Genomic DNA, 25,150 nt, shown 5'->3' with positions numbered 1-25,150 from the left:
CACCATCCTTTCTTATTATCTAAATCCTAGTGTCATTGAAGCTGTACCTGACGGGTCGTATTCGTACGCTTCTCCCTGTTCCCGTTCTGTAGAAGGACTGTCATAGGAATATGATTCAGAACGTTCTTCTCCTTCCGGCGGAGCATATGTCTGATTGTTACTTTGTCTCAGGTTTGCTCTGGCTTCTTCTACCAAATCCATGAGCGGATATGTCTGTGTGCCAGCAGAGGTGACGAAGGATATTAACGCCGTCCCATTGGCTTGTTGGTTATTATATGTAACTGTGACAACGGAAGGGTCTATTCCTTTGGAGGCGCAATAGTTATTAAACCGAGTACGAAGTACCCACTGGAATGCACTCCGGCACGTATCGGGGTCTGTCCCGCCAATACCACACAGTCTTGTTGCTGCTACAGGGATAGGACAGCCATTGAACGTATAATACTCGGAAGCAACTTTGAAACCCGCTTGTCTTATTGCTTCTGAAGGGGTAAATCCCATAGCACGATAGACACGGGAGTAGTTCACATAGGTTTCTCGTAACTGCGCAGAGTTAGGTTCTGTATAGGAAAACCCGTCATAACTGTTCCCGTCATCCAACATCGGTAGAGACATGGTAGAAATCCCGTCATTCACATAGGGTTCCATTTCATCATCTAGTGCTTTCAACCGGGAAGAATCGTTCAGCGTGTCCCGTACCTGCAAATACTTATCGACTCCGAAGTTTGCCAGACACATGACAGAAGCTTTCGTTGTCGAATCCGTGAGTACGTCGTTGAAGTACCCCGGAACTTTCGTATATAACGAGACCACTTCCTGAAGCATAGGAGACATATTGGGATTGTCTGGTGTCAAACTATTCAGCCCCATAGCCGCAAAGTTAGTAATCGTATCCGAAGAAATCTTCTTGAATGCCGGGTGATACACCAGACGCATAAACTTTGCGACATCTTCCGTATTGTCTGGATTGAGATTAGACAAGGCAGTATTCACAGCCGTCTGCATATCCGTTTCCGAATAATTCAATGCTTTGTAGTCCGCCGCAGATAATGCGATAGGATTCCCCATTGCATCTACTGTCTGACCGTTCATGATAGCCTCAATCTGTGCAGACAAATTCAAGCCTCCAACAATAGCCTTCTGCTGGGCTTTCTGGAAAGCGTAGTCCGTCGCACGCTTTTGTCTTTCTTCCGCTTCGATAGCAGACAAACGCCCGCCTATCATTCCGGAAGCGATTTCCCGGTCTTCTGCGTCCAGACCGTCCACATAGGCATACAGTGATTTTTTGTCTTTGCAGTTGGACATGCCGTCATAAATAGTCCGTTTCCGCTCCATCCAGTGTTTACTATTGGACTCATTGGCAATGTCTTTGAACTTCTCTATATCTATAAAATCCCCAATAACCGAATCGCCATAGACGGGAGTATCTTTCAGCTTTTCAAGAATCCTGTAATCCCCCGTGTTTTCGGCAATCGTTTTGACAAGGTTAGACAAAATCTGATAATTCTTCGTCGGGTCTCTTTCCTGTGTCGTAGTTAGTAAATTGCCTATCTGGTTCGTAAAATCCGTGATTTCCTCATCCGTCCATTTCCAGCGGTTCCGTGTGTTTTCCGAGACAAATGTGGAGATAGACTCTGCCCGATTGATAGACATTTGTTCCTCTTTTTCGGCTACAAACTTACTAGCTACCTTGCCGGTATTGACTACACGGGATTCATACAACCCTCTGTCCATAGCGTACCGATTGTTTATGGGTATCTGATCTAAATACTCCTGCACATTGTCATTAAAGAACTCATCATAACTTTTTATCTCTTCTTCCAGAGTACCCTTCAATCGCTCCTGAGAGGTATAGGCATCGTACCGCTTAAGAATCTCCGAAGAAATCTCCTGCCCTTTCAACTGGTCGATGAGAGCCAAGGCATAGGGGTTATCCTGCAATCCCCCGATACCAGCCTTATTCACCATAGCGATTCCATCCATTGTCAGCCGGGTTTCATGGTCTTCCCTGCCGTACAGGATAGGAATCACGGCATCGGCAATTTCCTTCTGTCTCTTATCGTAATCAGACGAGAACTGCCCAATAGCTTCGCTGAGGACACCCAAAGCCCCAGCTAACTGAGCACCTTTAGAAGTCTCCGAAGCCCGGATATTCCCTCCGAACTGCGGGACTAAGAGTTGTCTCTGATAGGTACTTTGAGGCTGCGGGGTAAACTGTCTGGCAGTCCCCACAGCGTTACTTGTTTGTGTCGTCGGCATACGTTACCACCGCACCCCCTTATAGTTGTAATTCCAAAAGTCAGACATAGTAGGATAGTCTATATAGTTAGGGTAGCCATCGAAGTGATACCTTCGGGGAGGGTTTGGTGTATACCCTATTCCCAGAATGGCATCCCTCGTAGCATTCTGATTTTCCACGCCGTTATACCACGACAACCCTGTAGCCGCTAAATTACCCACCAGTCCCCAGATAGAGGGCATTTCAGGAGCCTGTGCTCGAATACTGTCTATCATGTCCTGTGTCTGTAGCTTCACGGCTTCTTTGTTCAGATTGATTTCATCGGACTGCCGGGCATAGTTGTCTTTGATAGAGGTTTCCGTGCGGAGAACATCGGCATTGGCCGCTCTCTCCAAGGCTCTACCCGTTCGGGAGTCTCCCCCGGTTTCCTCGTTGACGGCTGCCCGGACGCTCGACAAAAGCCCCATAGAACCCTGCCGGACTTTCATCAGGTTATTCACCGCAGCATCGAAGGCATCTACCCGCTGCATTTCGTAATTCTGGAACGCATAGGCCATTCGCTTGACGGCTGCTCCAGCCTGTTCAGACAACGCCTCTGCCTGTCTTTTCGCATTTTCTCTCTGGTTCTGCCATCCGAACAGCGTAGAACCTAACGAGGTAACTCCCTGCGCAATCTGTAGTCCAGTCATGCCGCTCATAAATCCCATGTCTCACTCACACCTCCTTTGATTAGTAAGACCTGTAACGTGTCGTATAATTCGCTTCGTATCCACCACCGATGATAGACAAAGGTAGCGGTGTATCATTGATGACCTGTATCTTCGCTTCTGTATTTCGTTTTCGGATAGGTACTCTAAACGTCCCAGTCAACAAAGACCCTGAGCCTAGTTTATACTCTCCTATCTTCTTGTTTGTCAGAATGTATTGGTATTTATCGTTTACGCAAACCTTCATGTACCCTGTTTGGGAATAGTCGAAAAATACATTGCGTAAGACAAGCCGGTAAGAAGGAACGGCTGCCGTCGCCCCGGACTGGTCTCGTTGCTTTAGGAAGATAGTGGAAAGAGTAATGGAGAACGTATAGGGAATCCCCACGATAACTTTACTTCCTATCTTCGTCGTGTCATCTGCCCGGATTCTTACGACATTCTCGCCTATATCAGATTCGTACAACAATCCATCGGAAGTAAGGACACATACCTTACTAACATCTGCAAGGTCATATACTTTATCTATATATAATGATATATATTGTCCGGCTGCGTCGGTTTCACAGTTCTCTTCCGTGAGCGTCACTTCCGTCTTCCTGTCCAGCATCACCCGGTATGGCTCTGTTACGGAGAAGTCTTCGGTGTTGTAGCTGAGTGTCAGCTTTTCCAGATATACCGCTTTGGAACCGGGATACTGAATAGCCATATACATAGTAGAGCCAATGAAGTCTACGCCGAGGATTTCCCCGGCAAACGTCCACTTCGACCACGAACTCTGCGCCCTGTTGCCATTCATGTAGAGGTACTTATAGACATACATAGAGCAAGGGTCTTTCGTAGACAGCAGCACCAGTAATTTTTCATTAGAATTTCCGACCATGCGGTACACGTCATTCGGGATATAATACGGGACATGCGACGTTACTTCATCGGCATCTTTTACGTCCGTATAATACTGCATAATACTGCGCTACCCGGTACTCCTGTACATTCGCATAATCCGCCCGTTTAGAAACAAAGTATACAGAGTTACCCGCCCCGACTGGGGGAACATCTACGTCCGAAGTAAACTCTGTGATGTTCGTCAGCTTCGCATTCTTCGGGGATAACGTACCGTCAGAGTCTAAAGAGAACTGTGTCTGCCCTGAAAATATATACAGCGAGCCGGAGAACGGCACCGCATTGTAGAGGATAGACACTTTATTGTTTGGGGCGTTGGTGTCTATCGTATCATCATCCTGCACATCCACGACGCTCTGAAACCAGAAGTTGAATACGTCCGATGAGGAAGACAAAATGATATTCTCCCCGCTAAGGAAGCCCAGCCGGTTTCGGTAAAAGAACACATCGTTAATTGTAGCCCCGACGAATGAGGGAGCTTCGTTACTGTCTTCATCCCCTGTCTCCCTATCTGCCCATTCCAAAGGTTTACAGGAAAATGTTCCATCAGCTTCCCGTACCAGAGCATGAGGCATCGTCGTTGCCTTGATCGTGTTGTCTAGCCCGGGGCGCACTGTCTCTTTCCAGATATTTTCTTCCGTAGAAAAGGCCACGTAGTAATCGTCGTCTACATTGGTCTCCCCTCGAATCATAACCGTATAGTTATCAGGAGCAGACGCAGGGAGGTCTGTGAATGTATTGACATAAGACGTAATCCCAATAAGGGCGGAGTTATTGAAAGAGTCAGACGTGACTAACTTCGTGATTTCTTTTCCAGAGATACGAAGCCACGACGGCCCCTTTTCCACAGTAAACCCGTTCTTTTCCAACCCTTCTGCCAGTTTATCTCGAATATAATCCGTATTGATTTGGGACACATGGGACGCCGTGGAACCGTCGGGAGTCGTAAAGGAAGCGACTTCTTCACCGTTGATAGACACAGAATATTTTCTGCCGTACTGCCCTTGTTTCACGTTTATTAAAGCACCTTGCGTAGACAGGGTATCTTCCGTTTTTTCGCCCGACATCTCTACAACTTTTTTCTTATTCAAGATAAAGGTATAGTCAGCAACCGTCATGACTCGTAATTGGCTGAATGGATTTGTAATACCAGACAAATAGTCAGCATCTTCCATTTTCACTTCTATTTGTCTACCTTGTAAATCATATACCGTAATGACTTTTTTAGTTGTGTTGATAAAGACAATATACTGTTCCACCTCATCCCGGTTGATAATGTGAACATAGAATTTATCTCCATCTGTATTTGTGAATAGTTTGCCAATGGAAACCGTTGGTGGCCGTTTCTGTAATCCCCCTGCCTCCGTACTGAATCCGTTAAGCTGTTCTTCCAACTGTTCCGGGTGCCGCAGCATCGGTGGCTGTTGGGATACGCCTTCAATGAAGTTATTGATTCTCTGGGTGATATTACTCATCGGGTCATCACCTCGGTAACGCTGGTATTATTGAAGATGTTCGGCTTCTGTGTGTCCAGTTCATATGTCATTACATCGGCGTATGCTTTCTGTAATTCCGCTTGTAAGACACTCTCTATTTCACCGTCTCCCAGATACCGGGAAGCGAAAGCCAAGGAAGCCCGAATCGTCACATACTTTCGGAATACGTCCGGCATTTCCTCAAAGGGTATCAGACGCACGCCATTGCTTACCGTGATGGCTTCCGTGAATACGTCCGTATCATTAGACACATCAAAGAAATATCCCCCACGGTTTCGATACGTACTTCCTACCCGCAGCAGGGAATCATCCCAACGAATTTTCCCGGTATTTGCGTCTGGCGTAAAGGTAGCAGACGTGAAGGTATTAAAGTCCCATCCTTCCTGCTGTGTCTCCCGGCTTATGCCTTCCAGAAGCTTTCGGGCTATCGAGGCATCGACGTTGTTAGACACTTCTTCCAAAGAGAGAATCCCATCTTCTCCAATAGAGTACAGGATTTCATTCACCGCATCTAATTCAGTCAGCGGAGTAATTAACATAGGCCATTACCTCCTTTCCTATAAAGAATAAAAAGGGGACTCTCCCAAAAAAGAATCCCCTCTTCTTCTCATTCCTTACTATTATTCAGAAGCAGAAATCGTACCGATAGCCGAAGCTTCCGGGCGAAGACCGCCGTGACCCATCGAATACTTCGCAACTACATGCGTAGCCTGAAGTTCAATACGACGTGCCGTTTCCAACTGAAGGTCTTTCAGCTTAACCGTGCCTACTGCCGTGCGATGACCTGCGACAAATACTACTTTGTCTTTATAGGATGCCGGGAAATCGTGTGCCGTACCCGAAGTCAGGACATGCGTGCCATCTGCGCCACCAATCGTGAGGTGAGGTACTTCAATAATGTTAAAGCCAGCTAAACGAGTAATGTTGCCGTCTACGATCGTACCGACCGCACCGAAGTCACGGTTAATGGCCGTCCACGAATTGATAAGAGCGGCAATACCTTCCGGCTTCATGTAGACAAAACGGTCGTCTGCCGGTACATACTGATTGCTGAATTTGGCTTTCAGTTCCAACAGCATCTGAACAATCATCTTGCCTTCCGCTTCGGTAACGCCCATATCCGTAGCAGCCAACTGCTTTTCAATGATAATGCCCTTGCCGATACCCGTGATGTTTTCTTTCTGTTCCACAGCCAATTTCGCCAATTCAGCGATGATAGAGCCGTCCGCCGAGAGAGCCAAGGCTTCGCCCATCTGCTTTGCGTATTCCTGCCGTACGTCAAAGTGGGACATAGCTTCATAGATGTCCGTAATCAGCTGGTCGGATGTCAAGAGACCGTCGATACCGATAATCTTTTCGTTGTGCGGGATTGCTTCACGAACATCATCGAGGCTGTTACCCGGCTGCAAGTAATGCGCCGTCGCCCGACCAAATACCGGGAAGCTCGCCGATTTGCCGGAGTCGATAGTACGGACAATGTGATTTTCCATGCTCTTAGACGCTCGTTCAAATGCTGTGATAATTTCACCACTAAATACCTTTAAAAAGCCCTGTAAAGCATCAGCCTGTCCCTGATTCAAACCGGGCTGAGAAATAGTTACTGCCATAATATATTCATCCTTTCTTTTCGTTAATTAAAATAAGTTAGTAGATTTCATAACTTTACGTTCTATTTCATGCGTATATGCTTTGTCTTTTCCATACCGAGGGTCAGACATTGCTTTAATCATTTCTTTCTTAGAGGAAAATCCCGTGCCGTCACCGGAACCTGCGGAGCTGCCCTTGCCAGTAATGGTAGGATTTTGCGTTCCCTGCACAGCCTCCATATCCAAACGTACACCTGCAAGCATCGTCCTGATAGCCAAGAGGTTTCCGCTGTTAATCGTGTCATTCCACATCTTCTTATACTCATCCGACTGGGACGCTGCGAAGTTCTGGAGCTGAACGAATTTGTCTCGCCCACCCCCATACTCAATCACTCGATTAGCGACACGTTCGTTTTCGGCTTCCATGCCACGGATATAAGCATCGACAACACTCTTCGGATACCCTGCTTTTTCCAATGCCGCACGGGACTGTTCAGACAAATCACCTGTGTCTTCGTACTCTTTGGTAAGTACGTTCCAATCGATACCTTTGTTCGTGAGGTCGTTCTTCAGGTCATTGTTCGCCTGTTGCTGTGCGTCGATACGCTGCTGCAAGTTTCCGTCAGGGTCTTGCCCTGTAGGCTCTGGCTTATCCTCTGTGCCGTTACCTTCCTTGTCTCCGTCGTTCTCTACGCCTTCAGACAGCGTATTTTCAGATTTTGTCTCGATGGTGATGTTCGTATTGGAATCCACGATAACCTCACCCTGCCCGGACTGCTGTTCTCCGCCGCCCGTATCCTCTGCTGCGGGAATACCCTTTACATCTTCTTCTGCCATCTGTACCTTTCACTCTCCTTCTGTTATTGTTGTTGCTGCGGCTGAGACATGGCTTCTACGGCCATCTGCTGTCCCATCGCCATTTGTCTTTCTTCTTCGATTTGCTGCTGCGACTTCACCAAACCTTCCGTTTCCACTCCGGCTCCCGTAAACATGTTCAAGAGTAGGACGTTCCAGTTAATCATTTCTTGTGCGCCGGGAATCTGTGACACAACGTTCAGTACAGTAGCGTACTTTTCAAAATCGTGTCCCCTACCCAACGCCTCCAGACCTGTCGTAATCGTCGGCTCTACCGTCCCTTCGGGGAGGCTCGGTATTTCCCCCGTACTCTGCAACTGATTGAGTACCCGGCGGACAAGTGGCAACTGTAGCTCCTGAGACAGGATAGAATAGACACCGCCAAGTGTATCTTCCAGCTCCGAGGCTACGGTACGCACTTCCTCTGCCGTGACTCTCTCCGCATTGCGCTGTACGACGGAAGACAGCAGAAAGGCAAAAGACAGCCTATTCTCGATAGCGTCTGCCGTAGCTTTTACCGTATTGAAGTCGTAGTATTTGTCTAATTGCAGTACGCCAATGTCATCTAATCTGCCCGGTATGAAATCCCCACTCGTCGCATTCTCTAATTTTTTAGGTCTCGTCACTCCATTGGGGTTTACGAGGTAGTAGATGTTGGCTGCAATAGCCGCATACTTGAAAATCGCTTTAGACAAATTTTCCAGCGAGTTGAGGTCGCCGAGGTATTCTTCGCAGAACGAACGCCCATACGATTCTCCGTCCATCTTCACCATACGGATAGGAATGTACGGGGTCTTTAGTACGGGGTATGTCTGCTCGCTTCCTTTGATAACTTCCCCTTCAACCTCTTGATAAGACAAAAAGTTCTCGCCACTCCGGCACACGTGTGTGTATATCTCAATCAGGTCTTCCGGCTTCTTCTCGGATTTGATGAGATTCTGCACGGCTTCGCCCAGCGTAGCGTAGGCCACTTTGTCTAACGTCACGAGTTGAATCACGTTTCCCAAGCCGTCCCGCTGAATGACATAATCCATCAGTTTGTACAGCTTGATACCCCCTTCGGCAGGAGGCAAAAATAAAAGAGCATTGCCAGCGACAATCCCCTGTTTAATGCCCTCTAATACCGTGACTCGTATTTGATTAGATTCGATGTACTTCATGCACCGATTTTCAATCTGCATCAGCGCCTGTTCTACTTGCGCCTTTGTGTCTTCCTTCCCCTGCTGCATATACTCCGCCAGCACTTCATCCGACATACCCATCCTAAAGAACGCAGAGTTCGGAGGCATCAAGGCAAGGATAAGTTTAGCCGCTAAGTTATTTACCCCTCTGGCTCCCACGGATTGATACGGTGTCTCGTAGTTCGTAGACTTGTCATCGTTCTCCTGCGGGAACAGTGAGGGAATCGTAACCTTAGCGCAGTCCACCGCACGGTCAATATACGGCTGCCGGTCATTCTTCAGGCGTTCATACGTCTTCTTCGCACCTTGTTCTTGTAGCTCCTGAATCGTAATATCCATCGCGTATTAGATATTTAAGCCCGAATAGCTTCCACCACCAGAGCCGTTGTTTGCTCCGTTGTTCCGCTGAATCAGCAGGCCGGACTTACCTCTCTTCTTTTTCTTTGTCGTTGTGTTGTCCGTACCTAATGCCGGGGCTTCTGGTGTCTGCGCTGCGGTGCTCGCCTGAATTTCAACGCCGGACACATCAGGAGCCTGTACGGCCACGGTGCTACTTTTCCCTCCCCCTAACAGGCTTCCTACCACCTTAAAGGGAGCGGAGACAACTTTTTTGATTGCATGTACAATTCCGCCGATATGCCATCACTCTTCCTTTCATGTATTCTTTCTCCATAACGGGGGACAATTTAGTCGTCCGAGACGGCCTGAGCCAAGTAATTGACTACATCCGTGACACCTTTCATGTACCCATAAAAGACATCACTGTTTTCCTGTGCTCTGCTGAGAAAATACTCCGGCGTAAAGGTATCCCGAAGATTCTCTACCAGCCGTTCCGAAACCAGTAAGGATAATTCTTCTCGTCTATCCATCATTCCTAACAATCCCTCCTAAGACAAACAAAAGAAGGGTACTCAAAGGAATACCCTCCTACTTTCCGATAACTATTATTTGAACCAAGTGCCGTGCCAGTCAATACCAGATCGCAATCATTCGCAGCGCACATATCTTTAAGAAACTGCGCCGCCACTCTGCCAAATCCATGGAAGGTGTCATCCATAGCTAATACAAACAATTCTTCTACGATGTCTGCCCTGCACCACCATAAAGCGTCTCGCTGAATCGTGAATGCTACTGCACCTATGAGTTTGTCTTCATGGTAGAAATATGCTATCTGTCCATGATGATTTAACGTCGAGATAGACATAAAGATTCTGTCTTTATCCCGGAGCACAGCGTAGAATGGGTGGTGCTGATAGCATTCCCAGAATTTTTCATACACCCGATAGGTTTCTTCGGGATTCTCACTGCCATACCTTACTCGGAAGGTGGTTCCCAGAGCCGTATACTGCCGGTCTTCCAATCGTAATCCCCCTTTCGGTGCAGGATATAGGCAAGGCGGGCGTTCTTCAAGGCTTCTTGCTCATCGCCCCGATATGCCTTTAGGACGGTCGCCCAAGAATACCCGTACTCTTCCAAAAGTCTCTCCGCTTTCACAGGGCCAAATCCAGCGGCTCCCTTGTAGTTGTCCGTCGTGTCTCCGATAATCGTCTGGTACAGATGCCACCGAACAGCATCTTCTTCCGACGTTTCATAATATTTGTCTCTCATGAAATCGTAGAATTTGCCGGGGATAGCACGGAAATCTTTATCGCCGGAGACCAATACATAGTCACCCTCCACGTCCTGTGTGAGCAGCCCGGCGCAGTCATCAGCTTCCAGATGAGGCTCCAGATAGCAGACATAGGTGTCTTTAATGTACTCCCGCATTCGATTGAAGCAGACGGGTCTCCGGGCTTCTTTTCGATTCCCCTTGTATTCCGGCCACACTTCGGCGTTGCGGAAATTCTCATGGTCTTTATCAGTGAGACACATGAAGATTTTGTACTCCCCATCTTCTGCCTTGTAATGATTCAAGACCTTTTCGGACAGCTCCAAGACAAAGTTGTCGAGGTATACTTTGGCCTCATTGAAATCACAGTGCAGCGTCCAGATGTCGTTGCCCCAATGCTCCGGCTTTTCGCATGCCAGCAGGGAGACAAAAAGAAGCATGTCTGCGTCAAAAATAATGTTCATCATTGCAGCATTACTCCATAGACACTACATCGAACTCAGCATTATCTCCGAGGTCTCTGTCGTTAAGGTATGCGCCGGGGTCGTTTTCAAACGCTACAAGAGCTTCCTGCTCCGTGTCAGCTTCTACATTGACGGTCAGATTACCGGAAAAATGTACGTAAAGTTTGTAGGTGTTCATCTTACTGATTCAACTCCTTTGCGTATTCACTAAGTTTCTGGTAGCGTTCTAGGATTTCATCTTTATACTTTTCGGCTTCTTCTTTTGTCTTAAAGCAGTTCCCCAACGCAACAGCTATCTTGTCATACAAATTATCTGGAAAATGCCAAGTGTGATTAACAAATCCGTTACTACTCATGACATAATAAAAACATTCAGCTTCTTTCGGTTCCCACTTCGGCAACATTCCCAACTTTTTGGCCAGTCGTTCAAAGGCCAGCTCCAATCCTTTGTTGATGTCAAACTTATCATCAGGGTGGCACTTCGCTTCGGCTCCCAAATGTTTAGAGGGAATTTCTGCAAATACTTTACCGCTATTCGTAATGGACACCAACAATGAATCGTAGGGTATACCATACTCTTTCGATATACTTTTAATTTTATCTTGTACATAGGACGACGCAGCGTATCGCCGAATCTGCGCATCAGACACTTTATCTGTCTTTACAATCTCCAAATCGGCAATATCATACAAGGCTCCGCAATCATAATAATTCTGTGCAAATCGTTTCTCGCCGTATGGTGCTTGCCGGTCATCTACTGTAATGACACCTAACTCTCTATCAATATGAGTAATAACTCCCGTTACGACCGTGTCCGTATCGACAACTTTCATTCCCATTTTAGCTTCTTCCATTTTCATAATGTATCCTACTTCCTCCTTTTCTCCTAATGACATTCCGCCCAGTTATGCCCGATAATCCCTTCGGTATCTAACTGGCACTGAAAGTGATAATATTCCTGCGTATCTCTCATGGCTGCCTGTGCTTCCCGCACGACAATCTCGGCTATCTCATGCGTTCGGCAAGCTACCTGCATTTCATCGTGAACCCACGCCATAATCCTGAAGTCCTTCCCATGGTCAAGGCCTAAAGACAAAAGACGTTCCTCTGTTCGGACAATCCAATGTTTACAGATGATTGCCCCTGCCGACTGCAAGAGAAGGTTCAAGGCCGAGTGGATAGACCGGGTATACAGCAAACGGCCATCAAGACCTTTTAGATACCGTGTCTTCCATTTCCTCTGTCTCAAACCTACATCGTATTCTGATAAGAGATTCTTTACATAACTCTGTAACTGCTTAATAGCCGGAGTGGCTTTCAAGAACTTCTTCCGTAGTTCTGCACCATGCTCCGCCGTGCCTCCGACAATCTGCCCAATCTTAGCGTCCCCAGCCCCGTAAAGAAACCCATATATGAACGTCTTCGCCATGTTTCGTTCCGGGAGTCCTGCTGCCAACTGGTTCTTCGTGTGTATATCCCCATTGACACACTCATGAGCATACTCGCCGTTATCGAACGGATACAAGTAGTGGGAGAGACACCGCAGTTCCAAACCACAAGCGTCTATACCGGCTTGCCACCATCCTTCGGGGACAGTGAACAGCTCCCGGCACTCTTTCCCATACTCGGAGCCGACATGAGGGACTTGCGCTACGTTCGGTTTCGAGTGCGTCGCCCGTCCCGTAATGGCTCCATTGGGATTCACATGTCCGTGGATACAGCCGTCTTCCTCTACCAGTTTTAACCAGCCGTTCTTACCATCAGCCAGTTGCCCCAGCCGTTTAGACAGCATGAAATTTGTCTGGAACAGTTCGGCCAGCTTGCGGACTTCGGGACTCGCCTTGTCGTCCTGCGCCACCAGTTTGAAAGTCTCTTCATTTAGCTGGAGCTTACCGTCGGCGTTGCACATGTCCGGGTTATCGAAAGGATAACCATAATGCTCCTGCATAATCCAGAGCACCTGCTGCCGACTGTTAGGGTTAAACTCTTTGTACCGCTGAATAGGCACCCCTGCCTTATATCCCTTTGTCTTATTATCCCGTTTGGGAATAAAGACTTCGCCGGGAATCGGAGGGACAAGTTCCTTCAGCTCTTCCATTATGGAGTTCTGCCGGTCTTGCAGCGTAGACAAAAGAGCAACGGCCTTCTCCCGATCGAAAGGAAAACCGTTGCTCTCCATCTTTACCATTAACCATTGTGCTTTATGCTCCAATTCCAACGCCTCTGCCGTCGTCTGCTTTCCGAGACACTTCTTATACAACGCTTCCGTAACGACTACGTCCTGCTCGTTGTAATCCAGCATTTCTTCATTGAATACTGCCCACACATCGTCGGCCTCGTAGTCGGTCGCATACGTACCTTTCAGCACACCTAATCGGTACCCATATGCTTTCAAGGAATGTGAACCGTATAAGTGAGTAGGTAAGACATGCAGCCGAGTCAGCTTGTTGTCGATGTAGTTTATCTCCGAGAAGACCAGACGGGCATAGACCAGCGTGTCTATTACCTTGTCTTTCCTGACCTTAAACCACGGATATATCTTCTGTATCGCTGGAATATCAAAGGAAATGATATTGTGACCGCAGATTGTCTCGCCGGGTGTCATGAGCTTCCTCACGCCTTCCTCCACCTCTTCCGGGCGATACCGATACATGCGGCCGTCTTGCGTATCCTCGATGCACATGCAATGGATTGTCGTCATATCCTTCAGCAATCCGTCTGTCTCAATATCGAAAATCAGCATATTGCATACTCCCCTATCTTTTTCTATTCGAGTTTCTGTTTCAATTCGTCAATCTCATTTTCTGTCTGACTGGCTTTCGCTTCCAATGCTGCCAGCAACTTTTCTTTCAGCGCAATCTTCTTTTCGATCGCAGCTACCCATTTGTTATGCGCTGCATCAGACAAATCAAGCGGCTTATCTCTGAGCCATTCCCAAAAGGTAATCATGCTGGTCATCCTCCTTTCCCATTTCTACTCTTTCTCCATAACGGGGGACAAATAGACTCGGTGCAGTGCTTCCTTTTGTCTGGCCGCACTGAAACTGTCGATGCGTTTTAAGTACCCAATGACACGGGTGGCATATCCTACATCATGAGAACCGCACTTGACGCAATGGTCTTCTGTGTTGACGTTGATATACCCGCAGTCATCACAAACCGTCATGAGGCAGTTGAACGTCCAGTAGTTCACGCCCTTCCGCCCAGCAATACAAATCAGGGCATAGGCCTGTTCCTTCGTCAAAAGCTGGGCCAAGTTAAGGTGACAGGCAGCCCCGCCGTCCAGATACTTTGTCGTGTCTTCCCCATGCAGGGAGAGCTTGTCAAGGATGTTATAGGAATCATCTTCGACCGGGAAGAAGTACGAGTTATAGCAGTCACGAGGAACTTCTAATCCATCTTCCCTGTCCCATTTCGCATTCTTGACTCCCAAGTTCTCCGCAGGGACGAACTCCGTATTGAACTTCACACCACCGTACTTTTGTCTGGCTTCCTTATTCTTTTCATAAATCTGTTGCAAGGTGGCCCGGTAGTATGACTGCGACGGATACCCGTAAAGGTACTCTGAAGCCTCCAGCATACCGTTAATGCCGATAGTGAGGAACTGCTTATCGATGTTAATAAATCCTGCCGAGTACGCCGGGAGCAGCCCGTTGTACAGGTAGTCTTCGATGACTGCCCGATGAGCGAGAAGGTATTTCTGCACACGTTCCACTACGTCTCCCAGTGAAATCCGTTGCTGTTCCAGCCGGTTCATGTTGATCGTGATGACCTGCACGGAGCCTGTAGACACACCCCCCGCACCGAGGGTATAGCTAAACGTATTATCAGCAAGTTCATTACGAAGCCTACAGCAAGAAGCCAGCGAGTCTACGCTCTTCGATTCATAGACAAAGAAGCTGAGTCCTTTTTCCATTTCTTCGCAAATCCCTTTGGCGAACTCGTCGTCCGCCGGGAATCCTTCTTCGATCAAGAGCAGGGAAGCCGTCAGGACAGGATAGGTAAGTAATTCTCTTTCCCTTTCCTTCCGAAACCATTCCATGAAAAACATCTGCAACTCCCGAAACGAGCCCTCGTACTGTGTCTGGCTGCCATCAGGAAAACGGAACTCTCCAAACAGGTGGTCAAAGTAATGCTTGTCCAATACGGAAATGTTCCAGAACACCGACTGGTTCCCTCTAGCACTGGCGGGCTGATTCAGGGCGTACACAACGCCTTGCAGCTCCTGTCCCACTTCTTTTGCATGTGTCTGTACGTAGTCTTTCCCCCACGACTTTCTCGCAAAGTAATCGAAATACAATAGAAATTCCACTGTTGCTACAGCTCCGGCGAATCCCGAGGCTATCTGGTAGACCAGATTTACAAACGAACCGCAGAAACTATGAATATTTCTGGGAGCTTTACTCGTACCCCCAAGCGGTTTCGTGCCATGCAAAAGGAAGGGGAACAGGGTGATAGAAGCACAGTACGGGCGCAGGGACGTTTCGTCGTGAATGTAAATCAAATGACTTTCGATGTCCTCAATGTACTGGTCGGCCAGTCCTTTGTCTTCCGGGAACTTCTCCCTGATTTTCCGTTTAACCAATTCTCGGTTTACCTGAATGGTTTCCGGCTTATACAACTCAGCTTCCAAAATGCCGATGTTCTTTGTGTCTACGTTGGCGTTGCTATCTACCAAGGAACCATCAGCACTGTTGGCCGCATGAGCGTAGTGTTTGATATAGTCGATTTTTCCCCGCACCTGCTCCGGGGTTAAGTTTAAAATACTATTCTTTTCCAGCTTTCCGCAGACTCCTTTCGATAAATTCTACAAGCTGCTGCTCATAGATAGCTCCCGAAATCTCGTCGATAAACGGGGCTTGACCGGGCTTCGCCGAGACACACCCGACGATAGGAAATACCTTGCCGTCCTCGACTTCCGGCAGTGTATCCTTACCAAGACACGTTGCATAGAAGTCTACGCCGGGGTATTTCTTCACCATCTTCGGCCACGCTTTCAGGACTTCATCACAAAATGGGCAGCCTTGAATCACTGTCAAATGAATTAACATAAGGTATCAACCTCTTTTCCGTTTCTGAAATTTGTCTGTCTGTACTTCAAGGAATATCTGATTCGTTCCGGGCGTCGCAAGCCCTCCCTTCGAGTCGTCGTACCGACCCACCTTAATCCATCGGCAATACTGGGCAGCCTCCTGCAAGTCGTCCGCCGTCCAGTCTCCTAAGTAGATACCAATAGGTTTCCCGAACTGAGACACAGGTTTTACAACCTCCTGCATAAACTGGGTAAAATCCATGCCGTTCCGATTTCCACCCATGAAAAGGACAGCCGTAATCTCGCTGGCGTAGTGCTGTACCTGCTCGATAATCCACGCCGGAGTGCGGTAAGTAGTCAGTACATTCGTGTCCCAAAGGTGCTGTGAATGGCACCCCCGGCAATGACAGGAACAATTCCCTAAATTAAAGTACAGCGTGATTTCTCCCGGCAGCTCCTGCAAGGTAATTCCTCGTTCCTGTACCGGGACTTTAAAACTCTGCTTCGGCTTCTCCATGATTCTTCTTCATCCCTTCTGATTTTTCTAGTCTATCCGTCTGCTTGTTATATTCCAGATACCCGGCGATTCCTGTCTCGCCGGAGAACCTATTTTTCAATATGCGAATCTTGATGGTGTTTCGCATGTCTTCATCAGTATCTTGCTGGTTCCGTTCCAGCCCCAAGACAATATCGGAGAGCTGGGCGATAGCATGGGAACCTCTCAACTGATTCAAAGACGTAATGCCTCCCTCTTCGTAGGCCTTCTGTGATTTATCTGGTCTGCTCAAATGAGAGATGACGATCATGCCAACCCCTGTTTCTTCCACAATGCTCCGCATCTGCGTCATGAGGTAATCAATGAGCTTCCGCTCGTTATCCCCTTCGAGGCCGGAGATAGCAATAGACACATGGTCAAGTACGATAAAGTCGCATTCCTCCGCCACGGCTAAATACCGTATCTGGTTCAGTAAGTTGTCTCCCTCAATGGAACCGAAGTGGTTATACAAGACAAATCTACCTGTCCCCAACGTTTCCTCAAAAGCTTTGCGGTAGTCTGCCTCCGATATAGCGTGTCTCTGTAGGTGCAGCCGTTTCCCCGTATGGATAGACATAATGCCCAAGGCCGTCCGCCGGATGTTTTCTTCTAGCATCATGCAGCCTATCTTCAGGTGTTGATGGATACCTAAGTCATAGATAAGCTGTCGGACAAAGGTAGTCTTCCCTACGCCGGTTCCTGCCGTCACGACCAGAAGTTCCCCTTTGCGCAATCCCATGGTCATATCATTCAACGGCAAGTCCCACGGGTAGGGGTAGCCTTCCGTATCTTCTTCCTTTTCAATGATGTCCCACAGCTCGTCGCCGTTGACAATGCCGTCCGGCCTGTAGGGTTTGGCATTCCAGATGGCATTGATGACGGCTTGACCTTTATTCGCCAGTAAGCACTCGTTCGGGTCTTTCATAGGCAAGTTCGCTACCTTGATACCCTTCAAAAGGCCGGCGCACTCTTTAACTGCTCGTCTCCCCGGCTCGTCCATATCGAACATCAGGATGATTTCATCAAACTGCTGCAACCATTCAATGTTATGGGAAATCACCTTTTTAGCCGCCGTCACTCCACAGGGTATAGACACCACGGGATACTTATTCCCTTGTAGTTGGGAAACCGTCAGGCAGTCTATCTCGCCTTCCGTGATGACTAACTTTCCCCGGCCGGAGAACAACTCCTGACCGAAGAACCGTTTGGAAATCTTGCCCAGTGTCTCAAAGGTCTTGTCCGGGTATCGTACCTTTTGACCGATAAGTTCGCCGGTGTCGTCGTAGTAACAGGCGACCTGCACCGCTTTACCATTGTGTCTGCCTACATAATAATGATAGCGTTCACACGTACTCGTCATAATCCCCCGGCGTTTGAGCGGGGAGATAGACAAAGTAGCTGCATCTATCAGCTTTCCCTCTGCTGCCGTTGTTCGAGAGGGGTGATGGGTAGCCTCGCAGGAAAAGCAGTACGTATGGCCGTCGCTGTACACCGTCAGGGCATCAGACGAACCACAGTCCGGGCAGGGCTGATGCGTCTTGACAGCTACGTTAGTTTCCTCAGTCATCTTCTTCTACAAACCTTTCGAGTCCGGGGTACGCCTCTTTCGTAAGGCTGTCGACCACGTCTCCGAGATTTAACTTTTGAATGCGTGTCATGCTCTTCTCATCTTCAGCGTCCACGAGAATATGGATGCCGAGTTCGTTATAAGGAAGGCCGTACCCTGCCACTGCTTCCAGAGGACGCATGGAGTGTACGTCGCCGTCCCTTGTCACAATAAGATGATAGGGAGACGTGAAGTCGCCCTTCTTACGCAAGTCTGAAAGCAGCTCAGGGATAGTCTTACCTCCCATGTTCTGGAAGTAGACACGATAGAAATATGTCTCTTCTCTATCCCTAAACTTAATAATCTCTCTCTCACTTTCCTTTCTTGTATAGTATGTCTTTTGGTAATGCTTTACCTTTCTCATGAAACCATTTGTCGGGTATGGATGTCCCGATATGGTAGGGAAATCCGTGTTCTTTGCACCATGTACTACACTTTTTCCCTAAGCTGTGCAGCATAGCGTCGGTGCGGAAGACAAACCGAATGTCCAGCTCCGGGTACTGCTTCTTAATTCGTATCATCTTGCCTCGTGCCTTAGCGTCCAGCGAGGGCTTCAGCTTAGAGCCTTCGCCGTCCTTCGCCTCTACGAGAATGCCGTTCGGCAAGACAAAATCCGGGGTGTAAGTATGCTCCTGCACATACTTCAGGGCATACTCTTCATATGCGAAAGAAACGCCTCTGGCCTTTAAGTCAGCCAAAAGCGTTTCTTCGTACCCGCTACGGGTCGTCGTCCGTTTCCGCTTGTGATAACCTCCTGTAATTCTCAGAAGTCTACCTCATCATCATTCGTCGTATTGGACTCGGCTTCTTCGTCTGCCTCACCCCGCTGTTTGAAGTCAAATTCATCCGAACCGTCTGTAGAATACTTCACAAGATTGACAACCATCATGGAGTTTAAGTACAGACGGACACCCCATTTCTTCTGTCCTTCATAGAAATACTTCGCATTACAGGCAACTTCCACATCAGAGCCATTGCCAATCAGCACGTCTTCCGGAATAAGCTCGCCGTATTCGTTGTATACCGGGATATGCTTTGGCACCTGCTGTCCCGTCGCTTTGTCTACGTAGTAATGTTTGGTACGCACCTTCACTGTGTCAGTACCATTGTTGTCTTTGATAGGCAAGGTAATTTCGCCGACAAACTTCTTATCCGGGAAGACTTCCTCTTTAATCTTCTGCGTGAAGTAGTCCTTCATCTTCTGGAGGTTTTCCGGCGGCATTTCTACCTGTACCGAAAATCCTACAGGATTGCCCTGCCATTCCTCCGGCGTTCTCACTTTCGCCCAATATGCTTTGCCTTTAATTTTCATCGTCTTTCACTTCTCCTTTTTCTTTTTTGTTGTTAGTAGTGGAGCCGAACCCGCCTGTGCGTTCTCCGGCCTCATCGAGCGGGTCTACTCTTTCTCCATAACGGGGGACAATTAGCTCGTAAGACACCTTCGGAACCAAGACCATCTGGGCTAAAGCCGTACCTTTGTCGACCCTCAGCGTCGTCCGAGACAAATTGGTGAGGATAAGGCACACTTCCTCTTTGTAGTCCGTATCTATCAGGCCGGGGCTGTTCGGGATAATGAACGGTGTCTTCAGGCCGGTAGAAGACCGGGGGTAGATATGGACGCAGTAGCCTTCCGGGATGTCCAGACGGAACCCCAGCGGAACCAGCGTGCCATGGCCAATCATATGGAACGGCGGTATCTCTACGTCTTCCGGGCAGACCAAATCGGCACCGGCGGAACCCTTCGTCTTGATTTTGGGAAACTCCGCACCCTCACGGATAAGCTCAATGCCTACCTGCGGGAACACTTTTCGTACTCTCTTATTCATACGGTTATTTCCTTCCCTTCCTCCGCTTCTTTCAGCCATTGTTCGTACCGCTGGATTTTCGCCAGCTCTTTGTCTAAGTCCTCGCCAATTTTATTGCCAAGTCGCAGTCGGTACTTCAGAATGCAGCCTTTCAAAAAGCCTTTAAATTCTTCGGGAGTGAACAGCTTCTCCATGACCTTGATAGGTTCCAAGACACAGTTGCGGTAGTGAGTGTCGTAGTAGTTTTCTTCCTGTTGGGTCTCTCCACAAACAGGCTCGTCCACACGCTGTAAGTTACAAGACGCTGCCCACCAAAAACGGTGAGTATCTAAAAAAGAACCAGATGCAAAACGAGGGGCGATGCCTGTTATTCTAGCATCTCCCTGTTTCGGTCTCCAGCCCAAGTTTTCATCTAAGGACAGGGCCATGAGGACGGACGTACCGCAATGTCCTACAACAATACCCTCACAATCAATAATACCCTTCCTTCGTACTCTCGAGCCTAATGGAAATAATGCTTCAACATCTGCCATACAAAATCTCTCCTTTCTACTCTTTCTTCTCCATAACGGGGGACAATTACTCTGTCATAGCCTGTTCCAGTACATACAATCCTATCGCAGGATGTGTGCAGTTCCTAAGACATTGCCTTTTATTCCGCAAAGATACATTGGTCAAATCAATGCCGTGTATCCTTTGCAAATCCGGGATTTGAGCAGACCTCAGCTTCTCCGTAGGGAATTCTTTCGGGTTGATCTCAAAATTACTCCAAAAGAAATGCCTTTGAAGCTTCACTGTCGGCTGTATCAAAGGCCGGTAATAAGGTATGACATTCTCTACTACCCACTTTAAGCCTTCGGGAGCGTAGCTCTGTAAAAAGACAATTTCCTGCCACAGCCTAAAATCTGGATATACAGCCTTAGTTCCCCGAAAGCGAACACAAATGTTTTTACGGAAACTGCTGTGCGTCTGACAAGGTGGGGAAGACCAAATGAAATCGTAGTCTTTATAGTGTTCTTCCAGATATGCGTGAGCATCTCCGACAATCACCGTATCTTCCGGGTACAGCTTTTGATATACCGCAGCTATTTCCGGGTCATATTCTACTGCCGTAATTTCATGGTGTGTGTGTGTGTGTGCTGTCCATAGTCTGCGGTTTCCTCCCAGACCAGCATATAAATTTAAAATTCTCATACCTTCCTCCATTTCTTTATGGCAGGATTCCTAAGGATTACTTACTACTACTACTTACCTTACTTAGATTCTTTACCATCCATGGTAATCCTTAGGTATTCCTCTGCCTTCCTCCATAACGGGGGACAATTACAAAACTATTACTTGACAAATTCAGAATAGGGTAAATAGTAAGTGAGTTATATAAGTTATGCATAGTAACTGAGGAAGACATATGGATTATGCATACCTTTGTCTTTCTTCCCATGTGTCTTCCTCCAGCCGCACTCTAAGGCCTATTCGTTATCGTACCCGTACGCTTCCATGTCGTACTTGACTTCCGCTACACCTTCCAGTGTCCAACGTAATGTCATGCCGGTGTAACCGTTCTTGCTCCATACCTTCGGCACGATGTACCCAGCACGTACCTTTTCGACACAGGCCATCCACGGGGTCGGGTTCGACTGCCCACGATACCGGGGTTCGAAAGGCTTCGCCCAGCACCATTTCGTATCGACTAAGAACTGACGGAACTTCGCTCTGTCTTTGATACCTAACATGTCGGCCATCTGCATGAAGGTCACGCTGCCTCCTGCTTCGATGTAGTCTGTCGCCATGGTAGCCTTCGGGGCGAGTTCCTGTACTCTGGCTTCGGCGAGTTGTCGGCCTTCTTCAGCGTCCGCCCACGCCCGGGCAGCTTCTACGGGATTCGTGAAGTCCGGCAGTTTAGCGTATACACCCTGCTTTTCCTGCTCTACTTCCCGGAGTTTCTTTTCACATTCGATGAAATACTTCCGGGCTTGACGGCCTTTCTCGCTCCGCTGGATCATGCAGATTTCTTTCGCCATGTCGAGGGTCAGAGCGTATTCCTTACGGGGTCTGCCACCAGCTTCAGAGGTTTTACTCAAATTTGAGTAAAAGGTATTGTAATCAATCCCTTCTTCAAATCCGTAGTTAATCATCCGAATAATCCAATCGTTGAACCTTGCACTAACTTCTAAGAAATCATGAAGCATACGGCCATCTACCAATACCGTTCCCTTCTTGTTTTCATAGTTCACCATGTTTGCTAATGCTCTGTTGTCTACTACTGCTGCTACTGTTGTCATCATTCTAATCATTCTCCTTTTTCGTTTTCTTCTGATAAATTTTCGTAAGAGGACAAAATCGTTCTCTTCTATAACCCGGGACAATTACCTAGTGAAAGACAAATTTGCTAGATATAATACTATTTATATCCAAATTACCTTTAGGAGGCAGCGGCGGGTCGTCTATTTCCCTGCCCAGCATATCCTCGGCGTGTTCCTTGAACTCCATTAAGGGGTCGTGCTCCGTGTAGAGCTTCACTAACTGCTCCCGGATAATCCGCCTCATGTGTCCGGCCTCGCCCAAGGACGTGCCGAACGAATCATGAACCGTCGTGAAGTTCTGTATCAGCCCATCGGAGCTATTGACTACCATCATGAGGTGGGTAGCGTCTAGGGAGTGGATAAAGTTAGGAGCTACGCCAGACACCTGTTTACGTCTGTCTATTTCCTCACCTTCCTTAACCTCCGTTACGTATACCCTGTACCGGATAGACGCACCGCCGAACCGCAGCCGGAAGCAGGTCGTACCTAACTCCAAATACATCTGCTGTATCGGCAGTCCCAAAGGCGTTACCCACTCGACGGGGTATCCTTCCTTCGCCAGCATCCCGGCAACAGCCTTCAGGTACTCCATGCCGGTCGTCGCTGCCTTTACGGTCGTCTTGACGGCCTTCCATATCTTTGTTGCTAGATACTGAGCTGCGCTCATGGCTCCTATGGCTTTGAAGTGAGGATTCCCGTCGGTCGTGTCCTCAAAAATCTGATTCCCGAACCCGTACTGCCCGGAGCCGTAAGCTAGGGTCATGACAGGCCGTTTGCAGACTTTACGGGTAATACCGTAGGACAACCACGCTTCGGCTAGGGCTTTAGTCCCCGGCGCAGGTTTGCCATTCTTGCCTACCTTACCTATCAGCGTGCCTTCCTGCCTGTCCTGCTCCACCATTTTTAAAACTTTTTGTGCTACCTCGTTGTAAATATCAGCCGGTTTGTCGTGGTCTATGAGATTGACGGACGAACCGCCGACGGGGTCTCGTAAAAGACACGAGTAATGTTGAAGACCGCTACAGGTTCCATCGTACGCTATAAAGCACCGACAAGTGTAACCTACGATATTCCCGTGGTCGTGTACCCATTCCAGAGCCGCTCCCCATTCCCGGCACCACGCTAGGAACTGAAAGGGCTTGTCCTGCTCCTGCCACCATGTAAAGCCTAGAGGGTCATAGGCACTGGCTAGAATATTATCTTCATTATCTTTAACCCACTGCACCCGGTCAGCTAAAGGTATCTTGTCATGCCCGGCCAGTCCTGCGCCGTGTATCGCCAGCCACTCAAAATCGCTAGGGTCTTGCGCTGGTGCCGGATGTGCGTACTCTAGTAAGCCTTTCGTCATGTCATCGCCCTGTGGATTTAGCCCGGTCGGGATAGGATAGACACGGCCTCTAAAGTCTATATTCATGGGAAAATATATCTCGTCGTACTTGCTGAAGTCCTTAGCTAACTTGTGAATCATGACGCACCGCAAGGCTCTTCCTTTTCGGGAGTTCTCCGCCTTGATAATCTCCTGCATTTTCTTCTTGTGCGCCTTGAACTGTTCTTTGAGTTCCTCGTTAGCCTCTATTCTTCAGCGTCATACGGGAACGGCGGAAGCTGGGGTATAGGTGCCGTCTCGGCGAGTCCTGCCCGTCCGCCTCCCTGCTTGATGAGATCAGACATAACGTCTAAGATGAACTTGTTCACCCGGTACGGCGTTGCCTGTATCTTGTTGACTGCTGCATATACTGGTGCTAGGTCAAGCTCATTCAAGCGAGCTAGGTAGCGCCTCATGGTGTGAGTGTTCTTCGTGTAGGGGTGGTGTCTCATAAAGTTAACCTTGCTAGATAAAACACCATGATAACCGCCGGTAAACATATCTGTCCATGGCTTCGGGGGTATGATAGTCGGAACATACTTGACTGCCCGTTCTACTAGGCTCCCTTCACTCTTCTCAACGGCTTTCATGAATGTATCGCTAGGGTACAGCTCCAGCAAGTTTTTGTCTCCTACTGCGCCGACCTCGAAGAAGTCCGTTGACTCCGCTAGAATTTCTAGCAGGTGCATTCCTAGGGCAGCCTTATCGGCCTTCGGGAACTGCGGGAACGTGAAGTGACTACCTTGATAGGCTCTCTCCATAAACCGCAGCTTGAAGTTCCGGCCTACTCGGCTATCTAGCTGCTTGGCGTACCGTTTGGGAGCGTCCTTCTCGGTCTTCATGAATGTGTATAAAGACACCTCATCCTCTAGCTCGGCTCCTATGAGATTCGCCATGTCCGACATAATGAACTTTTTAGACACCAGACTATTGATAACTACCTTCAAAGTCTCTGTTACTAAAGTCATGTAAAATGTCTCCATATCATCACCGTAAAACTTTGCATACCGAGACAAAATCTCATTGTACTTCGGTTTGACGCCCTTTTTGCCCTTCAGACTATAGGCTACGGACTCGGACACGTTGGCCTTGAAGGTCTTGACTAGGTGCTTCATGATTCCCTTGCCTACTGCCGTTCGTGCATAGTCCCCGTCGGCTCGTGCGCTGTCTAGGCTATTCCGTAGCAGCTGCTCGGCGTAGTCCTTGTAATACTTTTCCAATTCCTTTTGGTCTTCTACTGTGTAAGTCATACTCTACCTTCTTTCTTCTGGTGCTCTTCTTCTTGTTTGGTCTTCTGCTGTGTCTCTCTGGGCTTCTGCTGCCCCGTAATCTCGGCGTACTCCTTGCGGGTCAGTACGTTCCCGTAGCGGTCTACGTAATATTCCATATTCCCTCACCTCCCTTCTTTATGGACTGGAGCGTTCTTTCTCCATAACATGGGACAATTACCAGAAATAAGAACAT

General features: G+C 48.2%; 30 protein-coding genes. All 30 read right to left on the bottom strand.

The genetic code is table 11. The features are described 5' to 3' along the window. Positions 1-15: 15 nt before the first annotated feature. The 30 genes from E0L13_RS06325 to E0L13_RS06180 all read right to left on the bottom strand — a co-directional run bounded on the left by E0L13_RS06325 (position 16) and on the right by E0L13_RS06180 (position 25,073). Positions 16-2,259, bottom strand: coding sequence for a hypothetical protein (locus E0L13_RS06325; protein WP_168061101.1), 2,244 nt, complete (start codon positions 2,257-2,259; stop codon positions 16-18). Between the two features lie 3 nt (positions 2,260-2,262). Further along, positions 2,263-2,946, bottom strand: a complete 684-nt coding sequence (locus E0L13_RS06320; protein WP_168061100.1) for a hypothetical protein — start codon at positions 2,944-2,946, stop codon at positions 2,263-2,265. Between the two features lie 22 nt (positions 2,947-2,968). Next, positions 2,969-3,910, bottom strand: coding sequence for a hypothetical protein (locus E0L13_RS06315; RefSeq protein WP_168061098.1), 942 nt, complete (start codon positions 3,908-3,910; stop codon positions 2,969-2,971). Beyond that, on the bottom strand, positions 3,876-5,324 hold the full coding sequence (locus E0L13_RS06310) for a hypothetical protein (RefSeq protein WP_168061096.1): 1,449 nt from the start codon (positions 5,322-5,324) through the stop codon (positions 3,876-3,878). Before E0L13_RS06310 ends, E0L13_RS06315 begins: the two co-directional genes overlap by 35 nt. Beyond that, positions 5,321-5,884 (bottom strand): phage tail protein, encoded by a 564-nt coding sequence (locus E0L13_RS06305; RefSeq protein WP_168061094.1) that lies wholly within the window; start codon positions 5,882-5,884, stop codon positions 5,321-5,323. Before E0L13_RS06305 ends, E0L13_RS06310 begins: the two co-directional genes overlap by 4 nt. Positions 5,885-5,965: 81 nt before the next feature. Continuing rightward, complete coding sequence (locus E0L13_RS06300) at positions 5,966-6,835, bottom strand: phage capsid protein (RefSeq protein ID WP_206081549.1); 870 nt, start codon at positions 6,833-6,835, stop codon at positions 5,966-5,968. Between the two features lie 144 nt (positions 6,836-6,979). Then, the gene (locus tag E0L13_RS06295) at positions 6,980-7,768 is read right to left on the bottom strand and encodes a hypothetical protein (protein ID WP_168061090.1); all 789 of its coding nucleotides are present in this window, start codon (positions 7,766-7,768) and stop codon (positions 6,980-6,982) included. 23 nt (positions 7,769-7,791) lie between these two features. Next, positions 7,792-9,306, bottom strand: coding sequence for a portal protein (locus E0L13_RS06290; RefSeq protein ID WP_168061088.1), 1,515 nt, complete (start codon positions 9,304-9,306; stop codon positions 7,792-7,794). A 6-nt stretch (positions 9,307-9,312) separates the two neighbouring features. Then, complete coding sequence (locus E0L13_RS06285) at positions 9,313-9,513, bottom strand: hypothetical protein (protein WP_168061086.1); 201 nt, start codon at positions 9,511-9,513, stop codon at positions 9,313-9,315. A 140-nt stretch (positions 9,514-9,653) separates the two neighbouring features. Continuing rightward, positions 9,654-9,839 (bottom strand): hypothetical protein, encoded by a 186-nt coding sequence (locus tag E0L13_RS06280; RefSeq protein WP_168061084.1) that lies wholly within the window; start codon positions 9,837-9,839, stop codon positions 9,654-9,656. 2 nt (positions 9,840-9,841) lie between these two features. Then, a complete protein-coding gene (locus tag E0L13_RS06275) occupies positions 9,842-10,327 on the bottom strand; it encodes a hypothetical protein (RefSeq protein ID WP_168061082.1) in 486 nt (161 codons plus the stop codon). After that, a complete protein-coding gene (locus E0L13_RS06270) occupies positions 10,282-11,043 on the bottom strand; it encodes a hypothetical protein (RefSeq protein ID WP_168061080.1) in 762 nt (253 codons plus the stop codon). The genes E0L13_RS06275 and E0L13_RS06270 overlap by 46 nt, the downstream gene beginning before the upstream one ends. Before the next feature lie 7 nt (positions 11,044-11,050). Further along, complete coding sequence (locus tag E0L13_RS06265; RefSeq protein WP_168061078.1) at positions 11,051-11,218, bottom strand: hypothetical protein; 168 nt, start codon at positions 11,216-11,218, stop codon at positions 11,051-11,053. 1 nt (position 11,219) lies between these two features. Next, positions 11,220-11,900 (bottom strand): hypothetical protein, encoded by a 681-nt coding sequence (locus E0L13_RS06260; protein ID WP_168061076.1) that lies wholly within the window; start codon positions 11,898-11,900, stop codon positions 11,220-11,222. 26 nt (positions 11,901-11,926) lie between these two features. After that, on the bottom strand, positions 11,927-13,783 hold the full coding sequence (locus tag E0L13_RS06255; RefSeq protein WP_168061074.1) for a DNA polymerase: 1,857 nt from the start codon (positions 13,781-13,783) through the stop codon (positions 11,927-11,929). Positions 13,784-13,806: 23 nt separating this feature from the next. Further along, positions 13,807-13,989 (bottom strand): hypothetical protein, encoded by a 183-nt coding sequence (locus tag E0L13_RS06250; RefSeq protein ID WP_168061072.1) that lies wholly within the window; start codon positions 13,987-13,989, stop codon positions 13,807-13,809. 24 nt (positions 13,990-14,013) lie between these two features. Beyond that, on the bottom strand, positions 14,014-15,804 hold the full coding sequence (gene nrdD / locus E0L13_RS06245; RefSeq protein WP_168061109.1) for an anaerobic ribonucleoside-triphosphate reductase: 1,791 nt from the start codon (positions 15,802-15,804) through the stop codon (positions 14,014-14,016). Position 15,805: 1 nt separating this feature from the next. Next, positions 15,806-16,090 (bottom strand): hypothetical protein, encoded by a 285-nt coding sequence (locus E0L13_RS06240; protein ID WP_168061070.1) that lies wholly within the window; start codon positions 16,088-16,090, stop codon positions 15,806-15,808. A gap of 6 nt (positions 16,091-16,096) precedes the next feature. Next, the gene (locus tag E0L13_RS06235; RefSeq protein WP_168061068.1) at positions 16,097-16,588 is read right to left on the bottom strand and encodes a 4Fe-4S cluster-binding domain-containing protein; all 492 of its coding nucleotides are present in this window, start codon (positions 16,586-16,588) and stop codon (positions 16,097-16,099) included. Further along, positions 16,563-18,173: a DnaB-like helicase C-terminal domain-containing protein gene (locus E0L13_RS06230; RefSeq protein ID WP_168061066.1), complete on the bottom strand. Its 1,611-nt coding sequence runs from the start codon at positions 18,171-18,173 to the stop codon at positions 16,563-16,565. Before E0L13_RS06230 ends, E0L13_RS06235 begins: the two co-directional genes overlap by 26 nt. Further along, a complete protein-coding gene (locus tag E0L13_RS06225) occupies positions 18,166-18,576 on the bottom strand; it encodes a hypothetical protein (RefSeq protein WP_168061064.1) in 411 nt (136 codons plus the stop codon). The genes E0L13_RS06230 and E0L13_RS06225 overlap by 8 nt, the downstream gene beginning before the upstream one ends. Next, complete coding sequence (locus E0L13_RS06220; protein WP_168061062.1) at positions 18,524-18,910, bottom strand: hypothetical protein; 387 nt, start codon at positions 18,908-18,910, stop codon at positions 18,524-18,526. Before E0L13_RS06220 ends, E0L13_RS06225 begins: the two co-directional genes overlap by 53 nt. 65 nt (positions 18,911-18,975) lie before the next feature. After that, positions 18,976-19,524 (bottom strand): hypothetical protein, encoded by a 549-nt coding sequence (locus E0L13_RS06215; RefSeq protein WP_168061060.1) that lies wholly within the window; start codon positions 19,522-19,524, stop codon positions 18,976-18,978. Then, the gene (locus E0L13_RS06210; RefSeq protein WP_168061058.1) at positions 19,514-20,038 is read right to left on the bottom strand and encodes a dUTP diphosphatase; all 525 of its coding nucleotides are present in this window, start codon (positions 20,036-20,038) and stop codon (positions 19,514-19,516) included. The genes E0L13_RS06215 and E0L13_RS06210 overlap by 11 nt, the downstream gene beginning before the upstream one ends. Further along, positions 20,035-20,550: a DUF3310 domain-containing protein gene (locus E0L13_RS06205; RefSeq protein WP_168061056.1), complete on the bottom strand. Its 516-nt coding sequence runs from the start codon at positions 20,548-20,550 to the stop codon at positions 20,035-20,037. Before E0L13_RS06205 ends, E0L13_RS06210 begins: the two co-directional genes overlap by 4 nt. A gap of 46 nt (positions 20,551-20,596) precedes the next feature. Beyond that, on the bottom strand, positions 20,597-21,211 hold the full coding sequence (locus E0L13_RS06200) for a DNA cytosine methyltransferase (protein ID WP_168061054.1): 615 nt from the start codon (positions 21,209-21,211) through the stop codon (positions 20,597-20,599). Positions 21,212-21,486: 275 nt separating this feature from the next. Then, on the bottom strand, positions 21,487-22,299 hold the full coding sequence (locus tag E0L13_RS06195) for an antA/AntB antirepressor family protein (RefSeq protein WP_206081547.1): 813 nt from the start codon (positions 22,297-22,299) through the stop codon (positions 21,487-21,489). 88 nt (positions 22,300-22,387) lie between these two features. Then, positions 22,388-23,668, bottom strand: coding sequence for a DNA-directed RNA polymerase (locus E0L13_RS06190; RefSeq protein ID WP_240924674.1), 1,281 nt, complete (start codon positions 23,666-23,668; stop codon positions 22,388-22,390). 224 nt (positions 23,669-23,892) lie between these two features. Further along, a complete protein-coding gene (locus E0L13_RS06185; protein ID WP_168061047.1) occupies positions 23,893-24,936 on the bottom strand; it encodes a hypothetical protein in 1,044 nt (347 codons plus the stop codon). Beyond that, the gene (locus E0L13_RS06180; protein ID WP_168061045.1) at positions 24,933-25,073 is read right to left on the bottom strand and encodes a hypothetical protein; all 141 of its coding nucleotides are present in this window, start codon (positions 25,071-25,073) and stop codon (positions 24,933-24,935) included. Before E0L13_RS06180 ends, E0L13_RS06185 begins: the two co-directional genes overlap by 4 nt. Between the last annotated feature and the right edge of the window lie 77 nt (positions 25,074-25,150).

The organism is Megasphaera sp. SW808 (genome assembly GCF_012027795.1).
GTDB classification, from domain to species: Bacteria; Bacillota; Negativicutes; order Veillonellales; family Megasphaeraceae; genus Megasphaera; species Megasphaera stantonii.
Note: the sequence above shows the minus strand (reverse complement) of the source record. Positions and strands in the feature narration are given on the sequence as shown.